This window comes from Collinsella sp. CLA-ER-H6 (assembly GCF_040092305.1).
GTDB lineage: Bacteria > Actinomycetota > Coriobacteriia > Coriobacteriales > Coriobacteriaceae > Collinsella.
This window is the reverse complement of sequence record NZ_JBBNLS010000019.1, coordinates 24,752-42,968: the sequence shown is the minus strand read 5'-3', so window position 1 is coordinate 42,968 and position 18,217 is coordinate 24,752. Positions and strand designations below refer to the sequence as shown.

Here is an 18,217-nt window from a genome sequence, read left to right as displayed (position 1 = left end):
TCTCCACCGTTCCTTCAACTGGGAAAACGGCGCCCCCGGACCCCAGGAGGGGCCGCGGGGGCGTTCAGCTAACTGCGGGAACGGCCTATCCGCTCAAAGTGTTCGGCTGAGATCGGAAATCAACCCTCGTTCCTTGCCGCGCGTCTTAACAAACGTGAAAAGCTCATCATCCAGGCACCGATGGGCGAGCTGGGTAGACTTGTTGCATCGAGCGTATGGGCGAGTGTTTTTGCAATGCTTGCCGTCCTCGCCATCAATCTTCCAGGGATAATCGCCGCGCTTGTGAAGAATGGCCCGGGCTCGCCGTTCTATCCGATAGGCTACATTCAATATGCGACTCCGGTTATCAAACCGGCTTGGCTGGTGTTCGCGCAGACGGCCATCTTGCAATTCTTGGTGGCAGCGTTCATCTCGCTTGTCGTTCACCTTGCCGTGAAGATTGCCAATAACCCTACGCTTGGAATCGTGTTCGTATGTGCCCTGATGGGGGTGACGATGGTTCCCGGGTATTACGGAAGATCCATCGCTTTACGTGAGTTCGCCCTGTTGAATCCCCTTACGTATGCGAACACTGAGTTGACCGTCGGCGCCTATAGCCCGTACCCGACAACGCAGATAGTGAATCTGCCTGGACTTTGCTTCGAGCGTGGCGCGATTGCCCTCGTATGCGCAATCGGGATCGAGGTGCTGGCAATTAGCCTGCTTTGCGTTGCTGGAAAGAGCGGCTGCGCGTGCCCGATATCCCCGATTTGTCTTGAGAGAGGTTCCTTCACTGCATCGAGAACGGCAACTCGTTCGAGCGCTTGTGCCTCCGCCGTTGCATACGTAAGAACGATGGGGAAACTGCTCCTGCGTTCTCCTACCCTCGCCGTATGCGCGATTGCAATGTCGACGACGATGCTGGCCCCGGCTCTGGTCGAGATGTTTCCTGACGCTGATAACGTTTCCGCTGTTCGGTATAGGGATGGGGAGCTCCGTTCAATAGATCGGTATCTAGAGCAGAACGCTGCGAATATGGACGTCGAGGGCAAAGCGGCCCTGGAAGACATGCGGGATGCTCTTTCGGGTTTCGTGTACGCGCCTATGCCTGCGGAGGGGTTTCGAGGCCTTGCGACGTACGAGCGCGCTCGAGGTGAGCTGGGCGCGGCAGATGCGACTCTCCTGCAATCGATCGGAATCGAGCCGGAGACTCCTTCTCGTGCGGAGGCGCGCGCCCTTCTGCTTGAGTCGATCGCGAGCTTGCCGGACCCCAAGGTTTACGAGTTAAGTACGAAGATGCCCCCATTAATCCTCCTTTCGTATCTCCAGGCAGCGCTTCCCTCCTTATTTTTGCTGTTGCCCGTGGTTGTCACATCGCTCGCGTGTACCCACCTGCAGTGTCGTTCCCTTCTGGTTCTCCAGATCCCCGCAACAGCGCATGTGCGTTTTCTGACGGCTGTTGCGCTGGCTCTCCTGCTTGGCTTGGTGCTGCTTTTGGTGTCGATGGTTCCCGCTGTCGTTGTGTCCGTGATTAAGAACGGTGCGGGTGGATCGGAGTATCCCGTCGCTCTCATTCGGGCGGGAGCTTCGACAACGTCCATGGTGGGGGAGGCGGTGTTGTGCAGTATTCCGTTGCTGGTCATGGCATACGGCGTGATTTCCGTCGTCGCTGCGTTGACAGCAGCGATTAGCCGCAACCCCGTTGTCACCGGAATGGTTTGCGCGGTTCTCTTGGTGTTGGGTTCGTTGAGCGCTCATGTTGAAAGCGTGGGCATGGGCGTCGCGCTGCTGGCTCCATTCGCCTCGTTTGATCCCGCTTCCCAGGTGGGGACGATTGGGTTCCTTGGGCGAGGGACGAACGCGATGCCTTTTGGAGAGGTCGTCGGCGCATCGGGCGCTCTGCTGGTGGTCTTGGGCGCCGTATCTCCGTTGATGGTGCGCCTGAGTGTTCCAAAGATCGAAAGGGGATGATCTCGATGATTGACCTTCAAACGCTGACGATCTCTTATGGAAAGAAGGTGCTCGTAGATTCGGTGAACGCTGAGTTTGCCCCGGGTACGGTCTACGGTCTCGTCGCTCCGAACGGGCATGGAAAGACGACGTTGCTGCGTGCGATGGCAGGTTTGCCGGGTCCTCGCGTGGACGGGAGCATCGTTCTGGATGAGGTGCAGGGTACGGGTGCGAGAGAGGTCCGTTCTATGATCTTCTATGCACCTGGTGAGGGGACGCTGCTGTATCCCGGATTGCGTGCGGAAGATCACCTCAAGATGGTTTGCGATATGTGGCCGCATGCTCGCGATATCGAAGAGATAGTGGAACAAACGCAGATAGGCGAGTTCGCGAAGATGAGGATCCGCACTCTGAGCCAGGGCATGAAGCAGCAGCTTACCCTGGCGATTGCGTATGCGACGGGCGCGCGGTACCTTCTATTAGATGAGCCCATGAACGCGCTCGACCCCAGCAGGGTGGACTTGCATTCCGAGATTCTCAGGAAGCTGGCCGATTCTGGTACGTGCATCATCATGTCATCCCACATCTTGGATTCGGTCGATAGGCTGTGCGATGAGATTCTGTTTTTGAAGGATGGGAGGCTCATTTGAAGCATTCCGCAAGATGATGCTGCGCCGAAGTCTCCTGGATCCCATTTCGCAAAGCCTGCCGGACGCGCCGAGGGTGCGCTAAGCACGTATCGGCGACTCTACGAAAGGGGCGGGTAGAAATGCAAGTTAATAATCTATGTGGTCAATATAATACCGTTGAACCCGCGTATCGATACCGTTCAGCCATTCGCCTCGCCCCCGCCGCGCGCATCTTCATTCAATCTGTTACTTTTAATCTAACGATTCTTTGAGGAATGCAGGTGCTTCTGAATGTACTGTCGACTTCTTCTCAAACTAATCCTAAGAGACAAGGCCGTATGGATTTCCACGCTCGTTCTTGCTGCAGCCTTTTCCGTCCCCATTGCGTTCAATTCACCCATCTACGGCCCCTTCTTTATGAAGCAGGGCATGCAGGGCTTTGTCGACGCATTCAATACGCGCGCGCCCCAGGCCAGCGGCACAGACCTATCGCCAGAGCAGCAAGATGACGCTGAGCTTGCAAGATACGCGAACGCCGCCCTCGCCGCTCAAACCGACGCCGCCTTTCTCGACTCTGCCGAGAGCTACTACGCGCTCATGGACGAGGGCTTCCAATCCGGGTCCATCGTGGGGGACCAGGAGACCAATGACGCAGAGCTCGCATATTGCCGCGCTCTGAGCAGCTCCGGCATCGCGGATATCCCGGCCTCCGCAAACGACCTGCCGTTCCTCTCCTTCCTGCCCTACGCCATTGCCCAGGCGCCGTCCTTCCTTCCCTTCATCCCCTTCCTTCTCTCGTCGATACTCGTGCTCGGCGCCACAAGGCCCGGGACCCTGGCGGCCAAGGCGCCCGTGCCCAAATTCCGGCGCCTTATCCAAACCGTGTTTTCGATAATTGGCGCGGGGACCGCGATGCTCCTCGCCGGCCTTGCGCCCGGGAGTATTTACGCCTTGGCCCTAAACGGCTTCGGGCAGATCGGGTACCCGATCGCCTTCTTCCATAACGGCGCGCTCACTACCACGACCGCGGGAAACGTCTTCACGACCATACTTCTCGCGCTGCTCGCGGGTGGAACCTTGATATCCGTTTGTTCCGTCGTCCTATCGACCGCAACGAGGCGCGTCTTCGCGGGCCCCCTTACCTCCGCGTTGCTTGTCGCGGCCCCGGCATTCCCGTTATTGTCCGATTCGGCACTGGGGCATAATGCCGCGCTCGAGCTCCTGCCGCTGGCCGTGTTCTCGCCTATCGAGGCAACGGGTTACGTAGGATGCTTCCCGACAGAATTCATTGGCTCCGGTTCGGGCGGCGCATCGATGCTTGCCGTGGCCCTGGTATACGTCGCGGTCCTTTTCGCGGTCGGCGCCGTTGCGACACGTTCGCCCAAACAGGCTGGACCCGCTAAAAAGCACCATGGGCTCGAGCTCCTGGACGCGAGCGTGGGATACGGGAGCACGACGATACTTTCGATCGGATCGCTTTCCTTGGGCCCGGGAACGGCGGCGGGGCTCGTCGCTCCCAACGGCTCGGGGAAAACCACCCTTCTTGAAGCGCTGTCGGGCCAATTTCCCACCCGCATCCGCTCGGGAAGCCTGGCGGCAGACGGAATCTACCAACGTCGATCAGCCGAATTCGCAGAACTCGTCTACCTGAGCTCTTCGGGCGGCGCGGATCTCTACCCCACGCTATCGGCCCGCGAGCACCTCTCTTTCGTTAGGGAGGCGTGGAAATCGGCCGCCGACATCGACTCGCTCTGCAGCTCCCTCGGAATCTCCCCATATCTTGACAAGCCGACCCGTAAACTCTCGACAGGAATGAAGCAGCAGGTAAAGCTTGCCATGGCGATAGCGACCGGTTGCCCGTACCTCATCCTCGATGAACCGCTGAACGGCCTCGATCCGGGTAAGCGGAAAACCTCCTGCGACGCGATGCGCAGCGAGGTGGCGCGGGGACGCAGCGTGCTCATCTCAAGCCATCTGCTCGACGACCTGGCAGACCTCACCGACTCGTTCTACTTCATCGAGGCCGGCACGCTCGTGGAAAAGACCGAGTCGTCCTCGCAGACGCTCAAGCAGGAATACCTCGATACATACGAGGGAGGTGAATGACATGAAACTATTTGAACAGCTGAAGTCCAATGCGTCGCGCATGGCTGTCTACGCCATCCTCGTGGCAACGGCTTTATGCGGAATCGCGGCATCCGTCTATGCGCTCAACGGAGAGAAAGGCGATGTCGAACCCGCGTACATGGCTTCGACGGTTAAAGACCGGTACAAAGCCTTCTCTGGAGACACGTTTTACGTAGCAGAGTACGACACGACCTACCGTCAGCTTCGCTACAACAAGAGATACGAATATCTAGGCCCAGAAGTAATCAGCTATACATCGGGTTGGTACCGCTCCAGCTATGGACACATAACCCAGTTCAAGTGTAACTACCGTGTGTACAACTAAAGCAACCCGGCCGGGACGAGGGGTGACGCAAAAGCGTCGCCCCTCGTTTTTAACCATGTCAACTGAACCTAGTTCAGTTTGGTTGATTTCCGATCTCAGCCGAACACATTGAGCGGAAAGGCCGTTCCTGCAGTCAGTCGAACGTCCCCGGGGCCCTTCTCAGGCCCCGGGGACGGCATTTTCCCAGTTGAAGGAACGGTGGAGATGTGTTTCGATGGGTCAGATTCGTGTCGTTCCGAAAATACCGTGAACCTTTTGTGGGACGCGCGGTGCCGTGGTACCATAGCCGAGTTTGTTGTCTTGGTCGGAAACCAAGACGCCTTATGCGCTGATCGGTAACCAGCGCCTGACTAATAAGGAGTCCTACCATGAAGCAGGGTATCCATCCCCAGTATGTCGAGTGCACGGTGACGTGCTCCTGCGGCAACACCTTCAAGACGCACGCTACCGTGTCCGAGATGAAGGTCGAGCTTTGCAACGAGTGCCACCCGTTCTACACCGGCCAGCAGAAGTTCGTCGACACCGGTGGACGCGTCCAGCGCTTCGCCGACAAGTTCGGTGGCGCCGCTGCCGCCCAGCTCAAGAAGGCTGAGGAGGCCAAGGCTGCCAAGGCCGCCAAGGCTGCTGAGGCCGAGGCCGCTCGCAAGGCCGCCGCTGAGGCTAAGGCTGCCGAGAAGGCTAAGCGTGCCGCTAAGTTCGCCGAGGAGGCTGCCAAGCAGGCCGCCGAGGCTCCCGCAGAGGCTCCCGTCGAGGAGGCCGCTGCCGAGGCTGAGACCACCGAGGCTGCTGAGTAAATAGCTCGCCGCGGAATCGCTCGCATTCATGGCATAAGGGCCGTGCATCCGTTTGGGTGCGCGGTCCTTTTCTTTTTATTGGTGCAAACCAACCTGCCCCCATTGCACCAAATGGCAGAGAGGCGGCGTTTGCCCAGATAAAACCTGCCAAAATTAACCTGTCCCATTGTGGCAGGTTGGTCGTAGTTATTACGTGGCGGTCGAGGTCGACCGTATAGGCCGCGCCTTGTTTGGCTAAAGTACAATCATCTGTGTTTAACTCGCCCGCAACTGCACGACGTGGGCGATGGCCAAAAAGGAAAACCACATGGGATTCATGTCAAAGCTGCTGTCCTTTGGATCCGATAAGGACCTTAAGCGCTACTACAAGATCGTCGACCAGATCAACGGTCTTGAGCCCCAGTTTGAGAAGATGACCGAGGAGGAGCTCCGCGGCCAGACCGATAAGTTCCGCGAGCGTTACGCCAACGGCGAGTCGCTCGACGACATGCTCCCCGAGGCCTTTGCCACCGTGCGTGAGGCTTCCAAGCGCACCATGGGTATGCGCCACTTTGACGTGCAGCTCATTGGCGCCATGGCACTGCACGAGGGCCACATCGCCGAGATGAAGACCGGCGAAGGTAAGACCCTCGTCTCCACGTTGGCCGGCTATCTCAACGCTATCGCCGGCAAGGGCGTGCATGTCGTTACCGTCAACGATTACCTGGCAAAGCGCGACTCCGAGTGGATGGGCCGCATCTACAAGTACCTGGGCATGACCGTCGGTCTGCTCCAGAACAACATGCCGCTCGAGCTCAAGCGTCCGGCCTACCAGGCAGACGTCACCTACGGCACCAACTCCGAGTTCGGTTTCGATTACCTGCGCGACAACATGGTCACCCGTCCCGAGCAGCGCGTGCAGCGCGGTCACAACTACGCCATCGTCGACGAGGTTGACTCCATCCTGATCGATGAGGCCCGCACCCCGCTGATCATCTCGGGCGCTGGCACCAAGTCCGCCAGTACCTACAAGGACTTCGCGCGTGCCGTGCGTGGCCTTGAGCGCGGCGAGGACGTGTCGCACGACATGCTCACCGCCACCGAGGACGTGGAGCCCACGGGCGACTACGTCATGGACGAGGCCAAGCACACCATTGCCGCCACCGAGCGCGGCCTTAAGAAAATCGAGCGCCGCCTGGGTATCGATGACATCTATGCCGATCTCTCCGGCCAGCTGGTCAACCACCTGCAGCAGGCGCTGAAGGCCCAGTACATGTTCCACCGCGATAAGCAGTACGTGGTCACCAACGGCGAGGTCAAGATCGTCGACGAGTTCACCGGCCGCATTATGGAAGGCCGCCGCTATTCTGAGGGCCTGCACCAGGCCATCGAGGCCAAAGAGGGCGTGCTCGTACGCGAGGAGAACCAGACCCTGGCCACCATCACCCTGCAGAACTACTTCCGTCTGTATGACAAGCTCTCCGGCATGACCGGCACGGCACTTACCGAGGATGCCGAGTTCCGCGAGATCTACAAGCTGCCCGTCGAGGTCATCCCCTCCAACAAGCCCGTGCAGCGCGTGGATCACGAGGACCTGGTGTACCGCACCATTCAGGCTAAATACAACGCCGTCGCCGACGACGTTGAGCGTCGTCACACCAAGGGCCAACCGGTCCTGGTGGGCACCGTCTCCATCGAAAGCTCCGAGAAGCTGTCCGCCGCCCTTACCAAGCGCGGCATCGCGCACGAGGTCCTCAACGCCAAGCATCACGAGCGCGAGGCCCACATCGTTGCCCAGGCCGGACGCTACGGCGCCGTGACCATCGCCACCAACATGGCCGGTCGTGGTACCGACATCCTGCTGGGCGGCAACCCCGACGAGCTGGTGCGCGAGCGCCTTGAGTACGAGGGCCTGACCATGGAGGACGTGACGCCCGAGCAGCTCGAGCAGTTTAACGCCGAGGCCAAGGAGACCTGCAAGGCCGAGCGCGAGCGCGTGCTTGCCGCCGGCGGCCTGACCGTTATCGGAACCGAGCGTCACGAGTCCCGTCGTATCGACAACCAGCTGCGCGGCCGCTCCGGTCGTCAGGGCGATCCGGGCGAGACCCAGTTCTACCTGTCGCTCGAGGACGACCTCATGCGCCTGTTCGGCGGCGACAAGATGGACCGCGTCTCCAAGATGATGGTCACGGCCGACATGGGCGACGACATGCCCATTCAGCACAAGATCATCTCCAAGGCCGTCGAGAGCGCCCAGCACAAGGTCGAGAGCATCAACTTCTCCATGCGTAAGAGCGTCCTTGAGTACGACGACGTCATGAACAAGCAGCGCCAGGTCATCTACGCCGAGCGCAACAAGATTCTGGACGGCAAGGACCTGACCGACCACATCACCGAGGTCATGCACGATACCGTGTACCGCTGCGTGCAGGAGTTCTGCACCAAGGACAGCCACGAGGGCGAGCGCGACCTGGAGGGCCTGCGCAAGTGGGTTGTGGAGCTCACCGGCCACATCGATACGCCGAAGTTCCCCGACGAGGACTTTGAAGCCCTGGCTGCCGATGTCTTGGCCTATGTTGAGAAGTGCTACAACATGAAGGCCGAGCGTCTGGGCGAGGACCTGATGCGCGAGCTCAATACCCAGGTCATGCTGCGCGTCATCGATACCCGCTGGATGAACTACCTGCAGGAGATGGACTACCTCAAGACCGGCATCGGCCTGCGCGGCTTTGGCCAGCGCGACCCGCTGGTTGAGTACAAGACCGAGGCCTACGGCGCGTTCCAGATACTCGTCGATACCATGTATGAGGATTACCTGCGCACGGTTCTGCGCATCGAGATCAAGGCTGCCCCGCGTGCCGTGGAGCACAAGGAGGAGCCCGCGCTCGAGGGCGCGCGCTTCTCCGGCCCTGCCGAGGTCGATGGTGACAACGGCGACTCGGTGCTGCGCAAGCAGGCGCAGGTGCAGGCCCGCACGGCTGTCCAGGGTGGTCCGGCTGCCGTCAACAACGGTGGCAAGGTGACCACCTATCGCAAGTCCGAGAGCGACGATCCGTACGTCAACGTGGGCCGCAACGACCCGTGCCCCTGCGGTAGCGGCAAGAAGTTTAAGTACTGCCACGGCAGGAATCGTTAATGGCTGAGGCTTTAGAGGTAACGCCCGCCGAGCTGGACGCGTTTGCGGACCGGCTCGGTGAGGTCGAGTCATATCTCCACCTGGACGAGAAGCGTACCCGCGTGTCCGAGCTCGAGGCCAAAAGTGTTGCCCCTGGCTTTTGGGATGACGCCGACGCCGCCCGTGCCACCATGGAGGAGATTGCGCGCACCAAGGAAGATATCGCTGCCGTGGACACCGCGCGCGGCGAGCTTTCCGATGCCCGCGCCGCGCTGGAGCTTGCCGAGGAGATGGGGGATGACCCCGACGCCGCCGCCCTTCGCGAGGAGGCTGCAGCCACGGCTGAGCGCCTGGCCCGTGCCATCGATGAGCTTGAGCTTTCGAGCTGGTTTACCGGTGAGTTCGATCACGGCGATGCCATTGTGACCATCAAGCCCGGACAGGGTGGTCTGGAGGCGCAGGACTGGACCTTCATGCTCTTTAAGATGTACATGAAGTACTGCCAGCGTCGCGGCTGGAAGGTCACCATCAACGACTGTCCCGCGGCCGAGGTCATCGGCATCGACCGCGCGACCTTTACCGTCGAGGGCAAGGACGCATTTGGCATGCTGCGCGCCGAGGCCGGCGTCCACCGCTTGGTTCGCATTAGCCCCACCGACGACAAGAAGCGCCGCCAGACCACGTTTGCCGGCGTCGAGGTCATCCCCGTGCTACCCGATGATATCGACATCGAGATCAGTCCCGATGACATCCGCGTGGACGTGTACCACGCGAGCGGCCCGGGCGGTCAGGGCGTCAACACCACCGACTCCGCCGTGCGCGTGACACATTTCCCCAGCGGCATTGTGGTTACCTGCCAAAACGAGCGCAGCCAGATTCAGAACAAGGCCGCGTGCATGCAGATCCTCAAGGCTCGCCTGTACGAGATTGAGCTCGAGAAGCGCGCCGAGGCCCTGGATGAGATCCGCGGGCCCAAGACCACGATTGGTTTTGGCAACCAGATTCGCAGCTACGTGCTCTACCCGTACCAGATGGTCAAGGACCTACGCACGGGCGTGGAGACCAGCAATGTCGAGGCCGTTCTTGACGATGGCGACCTGGACCCGTTTGTTATTGGCTACCATCGCTGGGCCACCGGCAACGCCGATGCAGAAGGCTCGGAGGTCTAAAACATCGGGCAGTTTCAAGCCGATGCTAAGCCCAACGGTTGGACGGGTTTGTATCCAGAATAAATCCTGCGCAGGGGTGGTTTTTGTCCGGCGAATCGGTAGAATCGAATACAAGAAGAAGTTCAAAGCGCATCCGTTTGGGTGCGCTTTTTTGAGGGAGGCAGCATGGCATATCGTCTGGACATCAAGCGCATTCTTTCGATGAACTTCTTTCACGATCTGCCCCAGATCATGTTGGGGTGCGCCTTGGCCGCCATCGCGACCGACCTGTTTTTGATTCCCAACGGTCTTGCCGCCGGTGGCGTTACGGGCCTTGCGACTATTATCCAGGCGGTCGGCGCAGCGCGAGGCGTGTCGCTTCCCGTCGGTATCCAGACCATCGTGATGAATGCCCTGTTGTTGCTGATCGTTATGCGCGAGGGCGGCATGTTCTACGTGGTGCAGACAGCGACGGGCTTTGTGCTGCTGGGCTTTTTTACCGATCTGTTTGCCCCGTTTGTAGCGCCTCTGGCAGATGCGGACCTAATGCTTCCCGCTATGTGGGGCGGCATTATTACGGGTATCGGTTACGGCATGGTGTTGCGCGCCGGCGCCAACACCGGCGGCTCGGACACGATTGGCCAAATCATCTCGCGTAACACCTCGCTGCCGGTGGGCTCGACCGTCATGGCAATCGACGTTGCCGTATGCGCGGCATCGGCTCCGGTCTTCTCGCTCGAAAATGCTCTGTATGCAGGACTATCGATGGTGATCAGCGGCTATGTGATCGATGCCGTGGTCGATGGCGGCAATAAGCGTCGTATGGTGCTCATCATCTCGGACAATTTCCCCGATATCGCGGCCGACATCATGTATGGTCTGGGACGCGGCTGCACCAAATTAAAGGCGACCGGTATGTATTCGGGCGTCGAGAAGCCGGTGATCATGGTGATCGTTAGCCGTCGAGAGCTCAACACCCTTAAAACAATCGTGCGTGAGCGCGATCCTCACGCCATTGTGACGGTCGCCGACGTTACGGAAGCCTTCGGTGAGGGATTCAAGGACATTAACGCGTAGGCTGAATTTCGGTTTGCGGACATGATCCGTTTTCCTCCGTCCCCAAGGGATCAGGTGATCCGTAGGGGACGGCAGGATTGCGGATCATTTTTGTGCCGGGGCGAGAGGCAGCCACCGCATCCAAAAGACGTTCACATTGATAAACCGTTTCATCAGCGGTTCTGCCTGCTAAATTGTTCAAATAATGATAAAAACTCTGGTAAAGCCATCAGTTTCCAGCATAATGAATGACGTACGTGCATTGCGGCTGTGTTGGGATTACCTTCGGTGCCGTGCGCATCTTGTCTTAAGAGGATGAAAGGAAGGCACAATGAGCGACGAAGAGCTCAAAAAGGTTGCCAACGAGGTAAGGAAGGGCATCGTCACCGGCGTGCACGCTGCCAAGTCTGGCCATCCGGGCGGTTCGCTCGGCGCTGCCGACATCATGACCTATCTGTACTTTGAGGAAATGAACGTCGACCCGGCCGATCCCCGCAAGGCCGATCGCGACCGCTTTGTGCTCTCCAAGGGCCATTGCGCTCCGGGCCTGTACGCCGTGCTCGCCGAGCGCGGGTTCTTCCCCAAGGAGGACCTCGAGACGCTGCGCCACATCGGCAGTCACCTGCAGGGTCACCCCAACATGAACGACACCCCGGGCGTTGACATGTCCACCGGCTCGCTCGGCCAGGGCATCTCCGCTGCCGTGGGCATGGCCGTTGCCGCCAAGCACTGGGGCGATACTTACCGCACGTACGCCCTGCTGGGCGATGGCGAGAGCGAGGAGGGCCAGGTCTGGGAGGCCGCCATGTTTGCCGGCAACCAGCAGCTCGACAACCTCTGCGTGATCGTCGACCACAACGGCCTGCAGATTGACGGTCCCGTCGAGGAGGTCAACGACCCCATGCCGCTCGCCGACAAGTTCCGCGCCTTTAAGTTCCACGTGGTGGAGCTTGCCGACGGCAACGATTTCGATCAGATCCGCGCCGCCTTTGCCGAGGCCCGCGCCACCAAGGGTCAGCCTACTGCCATTATCGCCGAGACCACAAAGGGCAAGGGCGTCTCCTTTATGGAGAACCAGGTGGGTTGGCACGGTAAGGCCCCCAACGATGAACAGTTTGAGCAGGCCATGGCAGAGCTCACGGCCGCCGGAGAGGAGCTCTAGGATGGCAGACGTCAAGAAAATCGCCACGCGCGTAAGCTACGGCGAGGCCCTCGTCGAGCTCGCCAACGAGCACGATGACTTTGTGGTCCTCGACGCCGACCTGGCCGCCGCCACGCAGACCGGCAAGTTCAAGGCAGCCTGCCCCGACCGCTTCTTCGATGTGGGCATTGCCGAGAGCAACCTGATGGGTGTTGCCGCCGGTATCGCGACCACCGGCCGCGTCGCCTTCGCGAGCAGCTTTGCCATGTTTGCCGCCGGCCGCGCTTTTGAGCAGGTCCGTAACTCCATCGGCTACCCGCACCTCAACGTTAAGATCGGTGCCACGCACGCCGGTATCTCGGTGGGCGAGGATGGCGCCACGCACCAGTGCTGCGAGGATATCGCCCTGATGCGCGTCATCCCTGGCATGACCGTGATTGTTCCCGCCGACGACGTGGAGGCCCGCGCCGTGACGCGCGCCGCCTACGAGTGCGACGGTCCGGTGTACATGCGCTTCGCCCGTTTGGCCTCGCCGGTTATCAACGACCCCGAGACCTACAAGTTCGAGTTGGGTAAGGGCATTGTCATGCGCGAGGGCGCCGATGTGACCATCATCGCCTGCGGCCTGATGGTCGGCGAGGCTCTCGAGGCCGCCGAGCAGCTCGCTGCCGAGGGCATCGACGCCGAGGTCATCAACATGCACACCATCAAGCCCATCGATGCCGACCTGATCGTCAAGAGCGCCACCAAGACCGGCCACGTCGTGACCGTCGAGGAGCATTCTGTAATCGGTGGCCTGGGCAGCGCCGTTGCCGACGTCCTGTGCGAGCAGTGCCCGACGCCGCTCAAGAAGATCGGCGTCAACGACACCTTCGGTGAGTCTGGCCCGGGTGCCGAACTCTTGCACAAGTATGGCCTGGACGCCGCCAACATCGTGGCGACCACCAAGGAGTTCTTGGCATAAGGCAAGGCGGATCTCAAGGACTGCTTCGCCAGAACTATAAAACTGTTTCGCCAGTACTATGGAAACCCGGCAGGGGCGCTCTCTTGGAGAGCGCCCCTGTTTCAGTTGCGGTGAAATAAGGACTGTTTTGCCAGCTTAAAGGCTCAATTAATCCGTATTTTACCGCAACTTGTGAAGACGCCCCTCAAGCACGGTCCCATCAGGGAAAAGGGCATATATCGGCAAAGTGCAATTCAGACCCTTCCAACTTTGTATATGCAGCACTTCAAGATAAACGCAGCGACCCCTTAGTTATCGCAGGCCGGGCACAGGGTTACTCTCCAAATCTTTCCGCAGGACGGAGGAGCCCCCGCCGCGCGAAGCGCGCAGCGGGGGCTCCGACATGTCCGAGGACGATTTGGAGAGTAACCCTGTGCCTGGCCGACGGGATCCCTAAGCACGCCATGCTTCTTATGTGCAGCAAAGCTAATGCTGCTAAAATACAAAGCGCTCATGTAGTTTAAACGCACGACGATAAGGAGCACCAGTGGGTAACCACTTCCGTACCTCCGGTGCGGGCGATGATGCCCCCAAGACGCAGACAGGCGTCCAGGGCAGTCGTTTCGCCACTCCGGATTCAGAGGGCCAGCCTGTTGCTCAGGCCCCCGCTCAGCCGGCAGATCAGGCACAGCCGGCATCCGATCTCTTTGCCTACAATCCCACCAGCGATGTCGCGCTTTCCGGCACGGCGGGTTTTGAGCCCGTTCAGGCCGTGACCGCTCGCGTGGAGCAGCCTCAGGCTGGCGCCGCCACGCCGCAGCCTACCATGGCCGGCATTCCCGACCCCTTGGCCCCTGCGACGCCGGCTCCTCAGCCTGCGCAGTCCGGTCTCTTTGCCGCTATTCCCGACCCCACGCAGCCTGCTGCCCCGGTGGTCGAGAGCGATCAGGCCGCCGAGGTCGCAAGCCTCGATAACGCGCTCAACAACCCCGATTTTACGTCGGTGTTTGCGCCCATCGATCCGCAGGCCAGCCGCAAGAAGATGGCCAAGCAGGCCGGTGTCGAGCCCGTCATCCTTATGGAGCATGTCACCAAGATCTATCCGGCACAGCCCAACAAGCCTGCACTCGACGACATCAACATCGAGATCTATCCGGGCGAGTTCGTCTTCCTGGTCGGTCACTCCGGCTCGGGTAAGACCACGCTGCTGTCGACGCTCAACCGTGACGTCAAGCCGACGAGCGGCCGCATCCTGGTTGCCGGTCAGGACCTCATGAAGATCAAGAACCGCAAGGTTCCGTTCCTGCGCCGCCAGATTGGCGCCGTGTTCCAGGACTTTAAGCTTCTGCCGCAAAAGACCGCCTACGAAAACGTGGCGTTTGCCCTGCAGTGCATCGGCAAGCCCAAGGGCGTCATTCGCAGCCAGGTGCCCGAGGTGCTGCGTCTGGTCGGCCTGGCCGATCAGATGGACTCGCTGCCCGACCAGCTTTCCGGTGGCGAGCAGCAGCGCGTTGCCGTCGCCCGCGCTATGGTCAACCGTCCGCCGCTGCTGATCTGCGACGAGCCGACGGGCAACCTCGACCCGGCGATCTCGCTGGGCATCATGAAGCTGCTCGAGCGTATTAACCGCACTGGCACCACCGTGATCGTCGCCACGCACGACCGCGAGATGGTCGATAGCATGCACCGTCGCGTGATCGCCCTCGAGGGCGGCCACGTTATCCGCGACCAGGAGAGGGGAGGTTACGGCAACTATGGCACCAACTAACGTAGGCTACTCCTTCAAAGAGGCAATCAGCCACTTCTTCCGTAACTGGACTACCTCGCTCGGCGCCGTCATCACGATCTTCCTTTCGCTGTTTATCATCGGCCTGTTTATCATGGGCTCTGCGATGCTGAACTCCGTGATCGGCACCGTCGAGGATCAGGTTGTCATTAATGCCTTTATTAGCGATGACGCCGATCAGGCAGACGTCCAGGCCTTTGAGGCCGAGCTCAAGACGTGGAGCAACGTCAAGTCCGTGACCTATAAGGATAAGGACGACGCGCTGGCCGAGTACACGAGCAAGATGTCGGGTAACGCCGACGCCACCATGAGCGCGCTCGACGGCCAGAACCCGCTGCCCGCCTCGTTTGCGATTGAGATGGACGATCCGTCTCAGGTCGAGAGCACGGCCAAGAAGCTCAAGAAGAATGCCGACTTCCAAAAGATCGCGGACGACGGCGACGTCAACGCGAGCGTGCTGTACGGCCAGGAGGAAGTGAGCCGCCTGTTCCAGGTGACCAACTACATCCGCATCGCCGCCGTGGTGCTCGTTGGCCTGCTGACTTTTATCGCGTTCATCTTTATCAACAACACGATTCGCCTGTCCATCACGGCGCGTCGTCGTGAGATTGCGATTATGCGTCTGGTCGGCGCCAGCAACGGCTTCATTCGTGGCCCGTTTATCACCGAGGGCGTGCTGCAGGCCATTTTGGGCTCGCTGCTTTCCATCGGCGTTCTGGAGCTGCTGCGCAATTTGATGATTCCGCGTCTGCAGGAGAGCATCGGCTGGATGTCGTTTGCCCTGCCGATGCAGTACTACCTGGTGACCTATGCTGCGCTGATTCTGGTCGGCGTGATTATCGGTCTCTTTGGTTCTGCCATCGCCATGCGCCGCTACCTGCGCGTGTAAGCATGCCTGGAATTCACCCCTTCCAACGGGTCGTCTCTTATGGGGCGGCCCGTTTTTTGATCCCTAGGGGACGGCAGGAAAGCGAATCATTTGGGTAGACTCTTTGGAGTTCGCAATCGATAGTTAGGAGGCGCCATGGGGCGCAATAACAAGCATAAGCGTGGAGCTCGCAATAAGCGCGGGCCGGTGCGCAGCGAACGCCGTCCGAGCCTGACCGGGCGCGTGCAGCTCCATGAGCATAGCGCCTACGTTGTAACCGAAAACGGCGACTACAAGGTCATGGGTCGCGGCAAGCGTGAGATCATGGACGGCGATACCGTTGCCGTGAGCATTAAGAACAGCCCGCACGGTGAGCGGCGCGCCGTGATCGAAGGCGTGGTTGAGCGCGCAGCCATAAGCGTGGTGGGTACGTACCAGACCGCCGGTCCGCTCGGTGTGATTGAGCCGCTCGATTCGCGCCTGAAGGCCGACTTCTTCATTTTGCCCGAGGATACCTCGGCGGATCGTCTGGGTGTCCACCCGGGTGATGCTGTTGTCGCGCGCATTTTGACCTACCCGACGCGCCTGGAATCGGGCACCGTGACGATCGAGCGCCGCATTGGCGGAGATGATGCGCCCGATTTGGGCGTTCAATATGTGATGGCGCGCTACGGCTATACCGATAGCTATCCCGAGGCCGCGCTGGACGAGGCCGAGGGGCTTTCGCTCGATGTGTCCGCGGCGCTTAAGGACCCGCTCCGCCGCGATCTGCGCGACCGCTTTGTCATCACGATCGACCCGGTCGACGCGCGCGACTTTGACGATGCCATTTCGCTGGAGCGTACGCCCGAGGGTGGCTACAAGCTGGGTGTGCATATCGCCGACGTTTCACACTATGTGGCTTGGGACGGACATATCGATCTTGAGGCTCGCCATCGCACGACATCGGTGTATCTGGCCGATCGCGTGCTTCCCATGCTGCCCGAACGCCTGTCCTGTGACCTGTGCTCGCTTCGCCCTGACGAGGACCGTCTTGCGTTTACCGTCGATATCGAGCTCGATGCGCAGGGTCGCGTGCGGCATTACGATCCGTACCCCAGCGTGATTCGCTCGCGTGTGCGTATGGACTATGACGGCGCCGAGGCGCTGCTGGTGCGTGCCGGCGCGGTTGAGTATTCGGTGCTGGAGGGTGCAGCCGAGGATGTTGCGGCTGCCGAGACCTCGCGCGAGGAAGCGCTTGAGCGCGGTCTTGCGTGCGAGAAGGCCGCCCGCGGCTACAACATCGACCTCGGCGATTTCCTTGTCGCCGCCAACGAACTCGCCGAACTTCGCCGTCGTATTCGTCGCGCCCACGGCTCAGTCGATTTTGACACGGCCGAGATTCGCGCTCTATTGGATGAGGACGGAGTACCCGTGCAGATTGTGGCGCGTGAGCGTTCGCGTGCCACGTCGCTTATCGAGGAAGCCATGCTGCTCGCCAACGAGTGCGTTGCAGAGTGGCTGGCAGACCGTGATATCGAGGCCTGCTATCGCGTGCATGAAGATCCGAGCCCCGATAGCCTGCACGGTGCCGCCGTTGCGCTGGCGCAGCTAGGCATCATCGACGATCGCCGTGCTGCCGGTATTGCCCTGGGGAGCCCCGATGAGCTGCAGGCTGCAGTCGATGCTGCCGCCGGTACGGCCAACGCACCGCTCGTTAACACGCTGCTTCTGCGCAGCATGCAGCGCGCGCTGTACAAGCCGCGCAACGAGGGCCACTTTGCGCTCGCCGCGCCGTGCTACTGTCACTTTACGAGTCCCATCCGTCGCTACCCCGATCTGGTGGTGCACCGCGTACTCAAGCTGCAGTTGGCCTATGAGCAGCTGGGCGGCAAGGACGCCCTGGTCCGTACGCCGCGCCTGATCGGCAAGGGGCGCGAGTCACTGCCGCGCATTCTGCCGCAGATCTGCCGCGCATGCAGCGATGCCGAGCGCGCGGCAGATGCCGCCAGCCATGCGACGCAAAAGATCAAGATTGCCCAGTACTATGAGGACCGTCTGGGCGAGCGCTATGCCGGAACCGTCTCGTGGGTTAGCAGCATGGGCCTTTTTGTGCGCTTGGACCTAACGCAGGCCGAAGGCTTGGTTTCGATCAAGAGTCTGGGCAACGAGTGGTTCGATTTCGACGAGGACGCGCTCACGCTCACAGGTGCCGACACGGGCACCCGTTACGAGCTGGGGCAGCGCGTGATTATCGAGGTCTCGCGCGTCAATACCACGCGTGGGCACTTGGACTTTAAGCTTATCCATTAGCTAAATCCCGACTCGTGGCGAGAGAGCGGAGGGCGGCCTTTCGGGACCGCCCTTCGCATTTGAATCGTGGCTACCTTGCCGTCTG

The 18,217-nt window shown here is 60.4% G+C and carries 13 protein-coding genes; all 13 read left to right on the top strand.

The annotated features are described in order from the left end of the window. Positions 1 to 180: 180 nt before the first annotated feature. The 13 genes from AAAX77_RS08650 to AAAX77_RS08590 all read left to right on the top strand — a co-directional run bounded on the left by AAAX77_RS08650 (position 181) and on the right by AAAX77_RS08590 (position 18,132). Positions 181 to 1,950, top strand: a complete 1,770-nt coding sequence (locus AAAX77_RS08650; protein WP_349105852.1) for a hypothetical protein — start codon at positions 181 to 183, stop codon at positions 1,948 to 1,950. A gap of 5 nt (positions 1,951 to 1,955) precedes the next feature. Then, positions 1,956 to 2,579 carry an ABC transporter ATP-binding protein gene (locus tag AAAX77_RS08645; protein WP_349105851.1) on the top strand — a complete coding sequence of 208 codons (624 nt, stop codon included), beginning with the start codon at positions 1,956 to 1,958 and terminating at the stop codon, positions 2,577 to 2,579. Positions 2,580 to 2,849: 270 nt separating this feature from the next. Then, entirely contained in the window at positions 2,850 to 4,664 is a 1,815-nt protein-coding gene (locus AAAX77_RS08640) for an ABC transporter ATP-binding protein (RefSeq protein WP_349105848.1), read from the top strand. 1 nt (position 4,665) lies between these two features. Continuing rightward, entirely contained in the window at positions 4,666 to 5,010 is a 345-nt protein-coding gene (locus AAAX77_RS08635; protein WP_349105846.1) for a hypothetical protein, read from the top strand. A 368-nt stretch (positions 5,011 to 5,378) separates the two neighbouring features. After that, positions 5,379 to 5,804, top strand: coding sequence for a 50S ribosomal protein L31 (gene rpmE / locus AAAX77_RS08630; RefSeq protein WP_006235303.1), 426 nt, complete (start codon positions 5,379 to 5,381; stop codon positions 5,802 to 5,804). 307 nt (positions 5,805 to 6,111) lie between these two features. Next, positions 6,112 to 8,919: a preprotein translocase subunit SecA gene (secA, locus tag AAAX77_RS08625; RefSeq protein ID WP_349105844.1), complete on the top strand. Its 2,808-nt coding sequence runs from the start codon at positions 6,112 to 6,114 to the stop codon at positions 8,917 to 8,919. Further along, a complete protein-coding gene (gene prfB, locus AAAX77_RS08620; protein ID WP_035137418.1) occupies positions 8,919 to 10,067 on the top strand; it encodes a peptide chain release factor 2 in 1,149 nt (382 codons plus the stop codon). Before secA ends, prfB begins: the two co-directional genes overlap by 1 nt. Positions 10,068 to 10,232: 165 nt before the next feature. After that, the gene (locus AAAX77_RS08615) at positions 10,233 to 11,123 is read left to right on the top strand and encodes a YitT family protein (RefSeq protein ID WP_349105841.1); all 891 of its coding nucleotides are present in this window, start codon (positions 10,233 to 10,235) and stop codon (positions 11,121 to 11,123) included. A 310-nt stretch (positions 11,124 to 11,433) separates the two neighbouring features. Beyond that, positions 11,434 to 12,264, top strand: coding sequence for a transketolase (locus AAAX77_RS08610; RefSeq protein WP_118079460.1), 831 nt, complete (start codon positions 11,434 to 11,436; stop codon positions 12,262 to 12,264). Between the two features lies 1 nt (position 12,265). Then, positions 12,266 to 13,207 carry a transketolase family protein gene (locus AAAX77_RS08605; RefSeq protein WP_055251857.1) on the top strand — a complete coding sequence of 314 codons (942 nt, stop codon included), beginning with the start codon at positions 12,266 to 12,268 and terminating at the stop codon, positions 13,205 to 13,207. 526 nt (positions 13,208 to 13,733) lie between these two features. After that, positions 13,734 to 14,954 (top strand): cell division ATP-binding protein FtsE, encoded by a 1,221-nt coding sequence (gene ftsE, locus AAAX77_RS08600; RefSeq protein ID WP_349105839.1) that lies wholly within the window; start codon positions 13,734 to 13,736, stop codon positions 14,952 to 14,954. Then, positions 14,941 to 15,861 (top strand): permease-like cell division protein FtsX, encoded by a 921-nt coding sequence (ftsX, locus tag AAAX77_RS08595; RefSeq protein WP_117734382.1) that lies wholly within the window; start codon positions 14,941 to 14,943, stop codon positions 15,859 to 15,861. Before ftsE ends, ftsX begins: the two co-directional genes overlap by 14 nt. A gap of 135 nt (positions 15,862 to 15,996) precedes the next feature. After that, the gene (locus tag AAAX77_RS08590) at positions 15,997 to 18,132 is read left to right on the top strand and encodes an RNB domain-containing ribonuclease (protein WP_349105837.1); all 2,136 of its coding nucleotides are present in this window, start codon (positions 15,997 to 15,999) and stop codon (positions 18,130 to 18,132) included. Positions 18,133 to 18,217 lie beyond the last annotated feature (85 nt).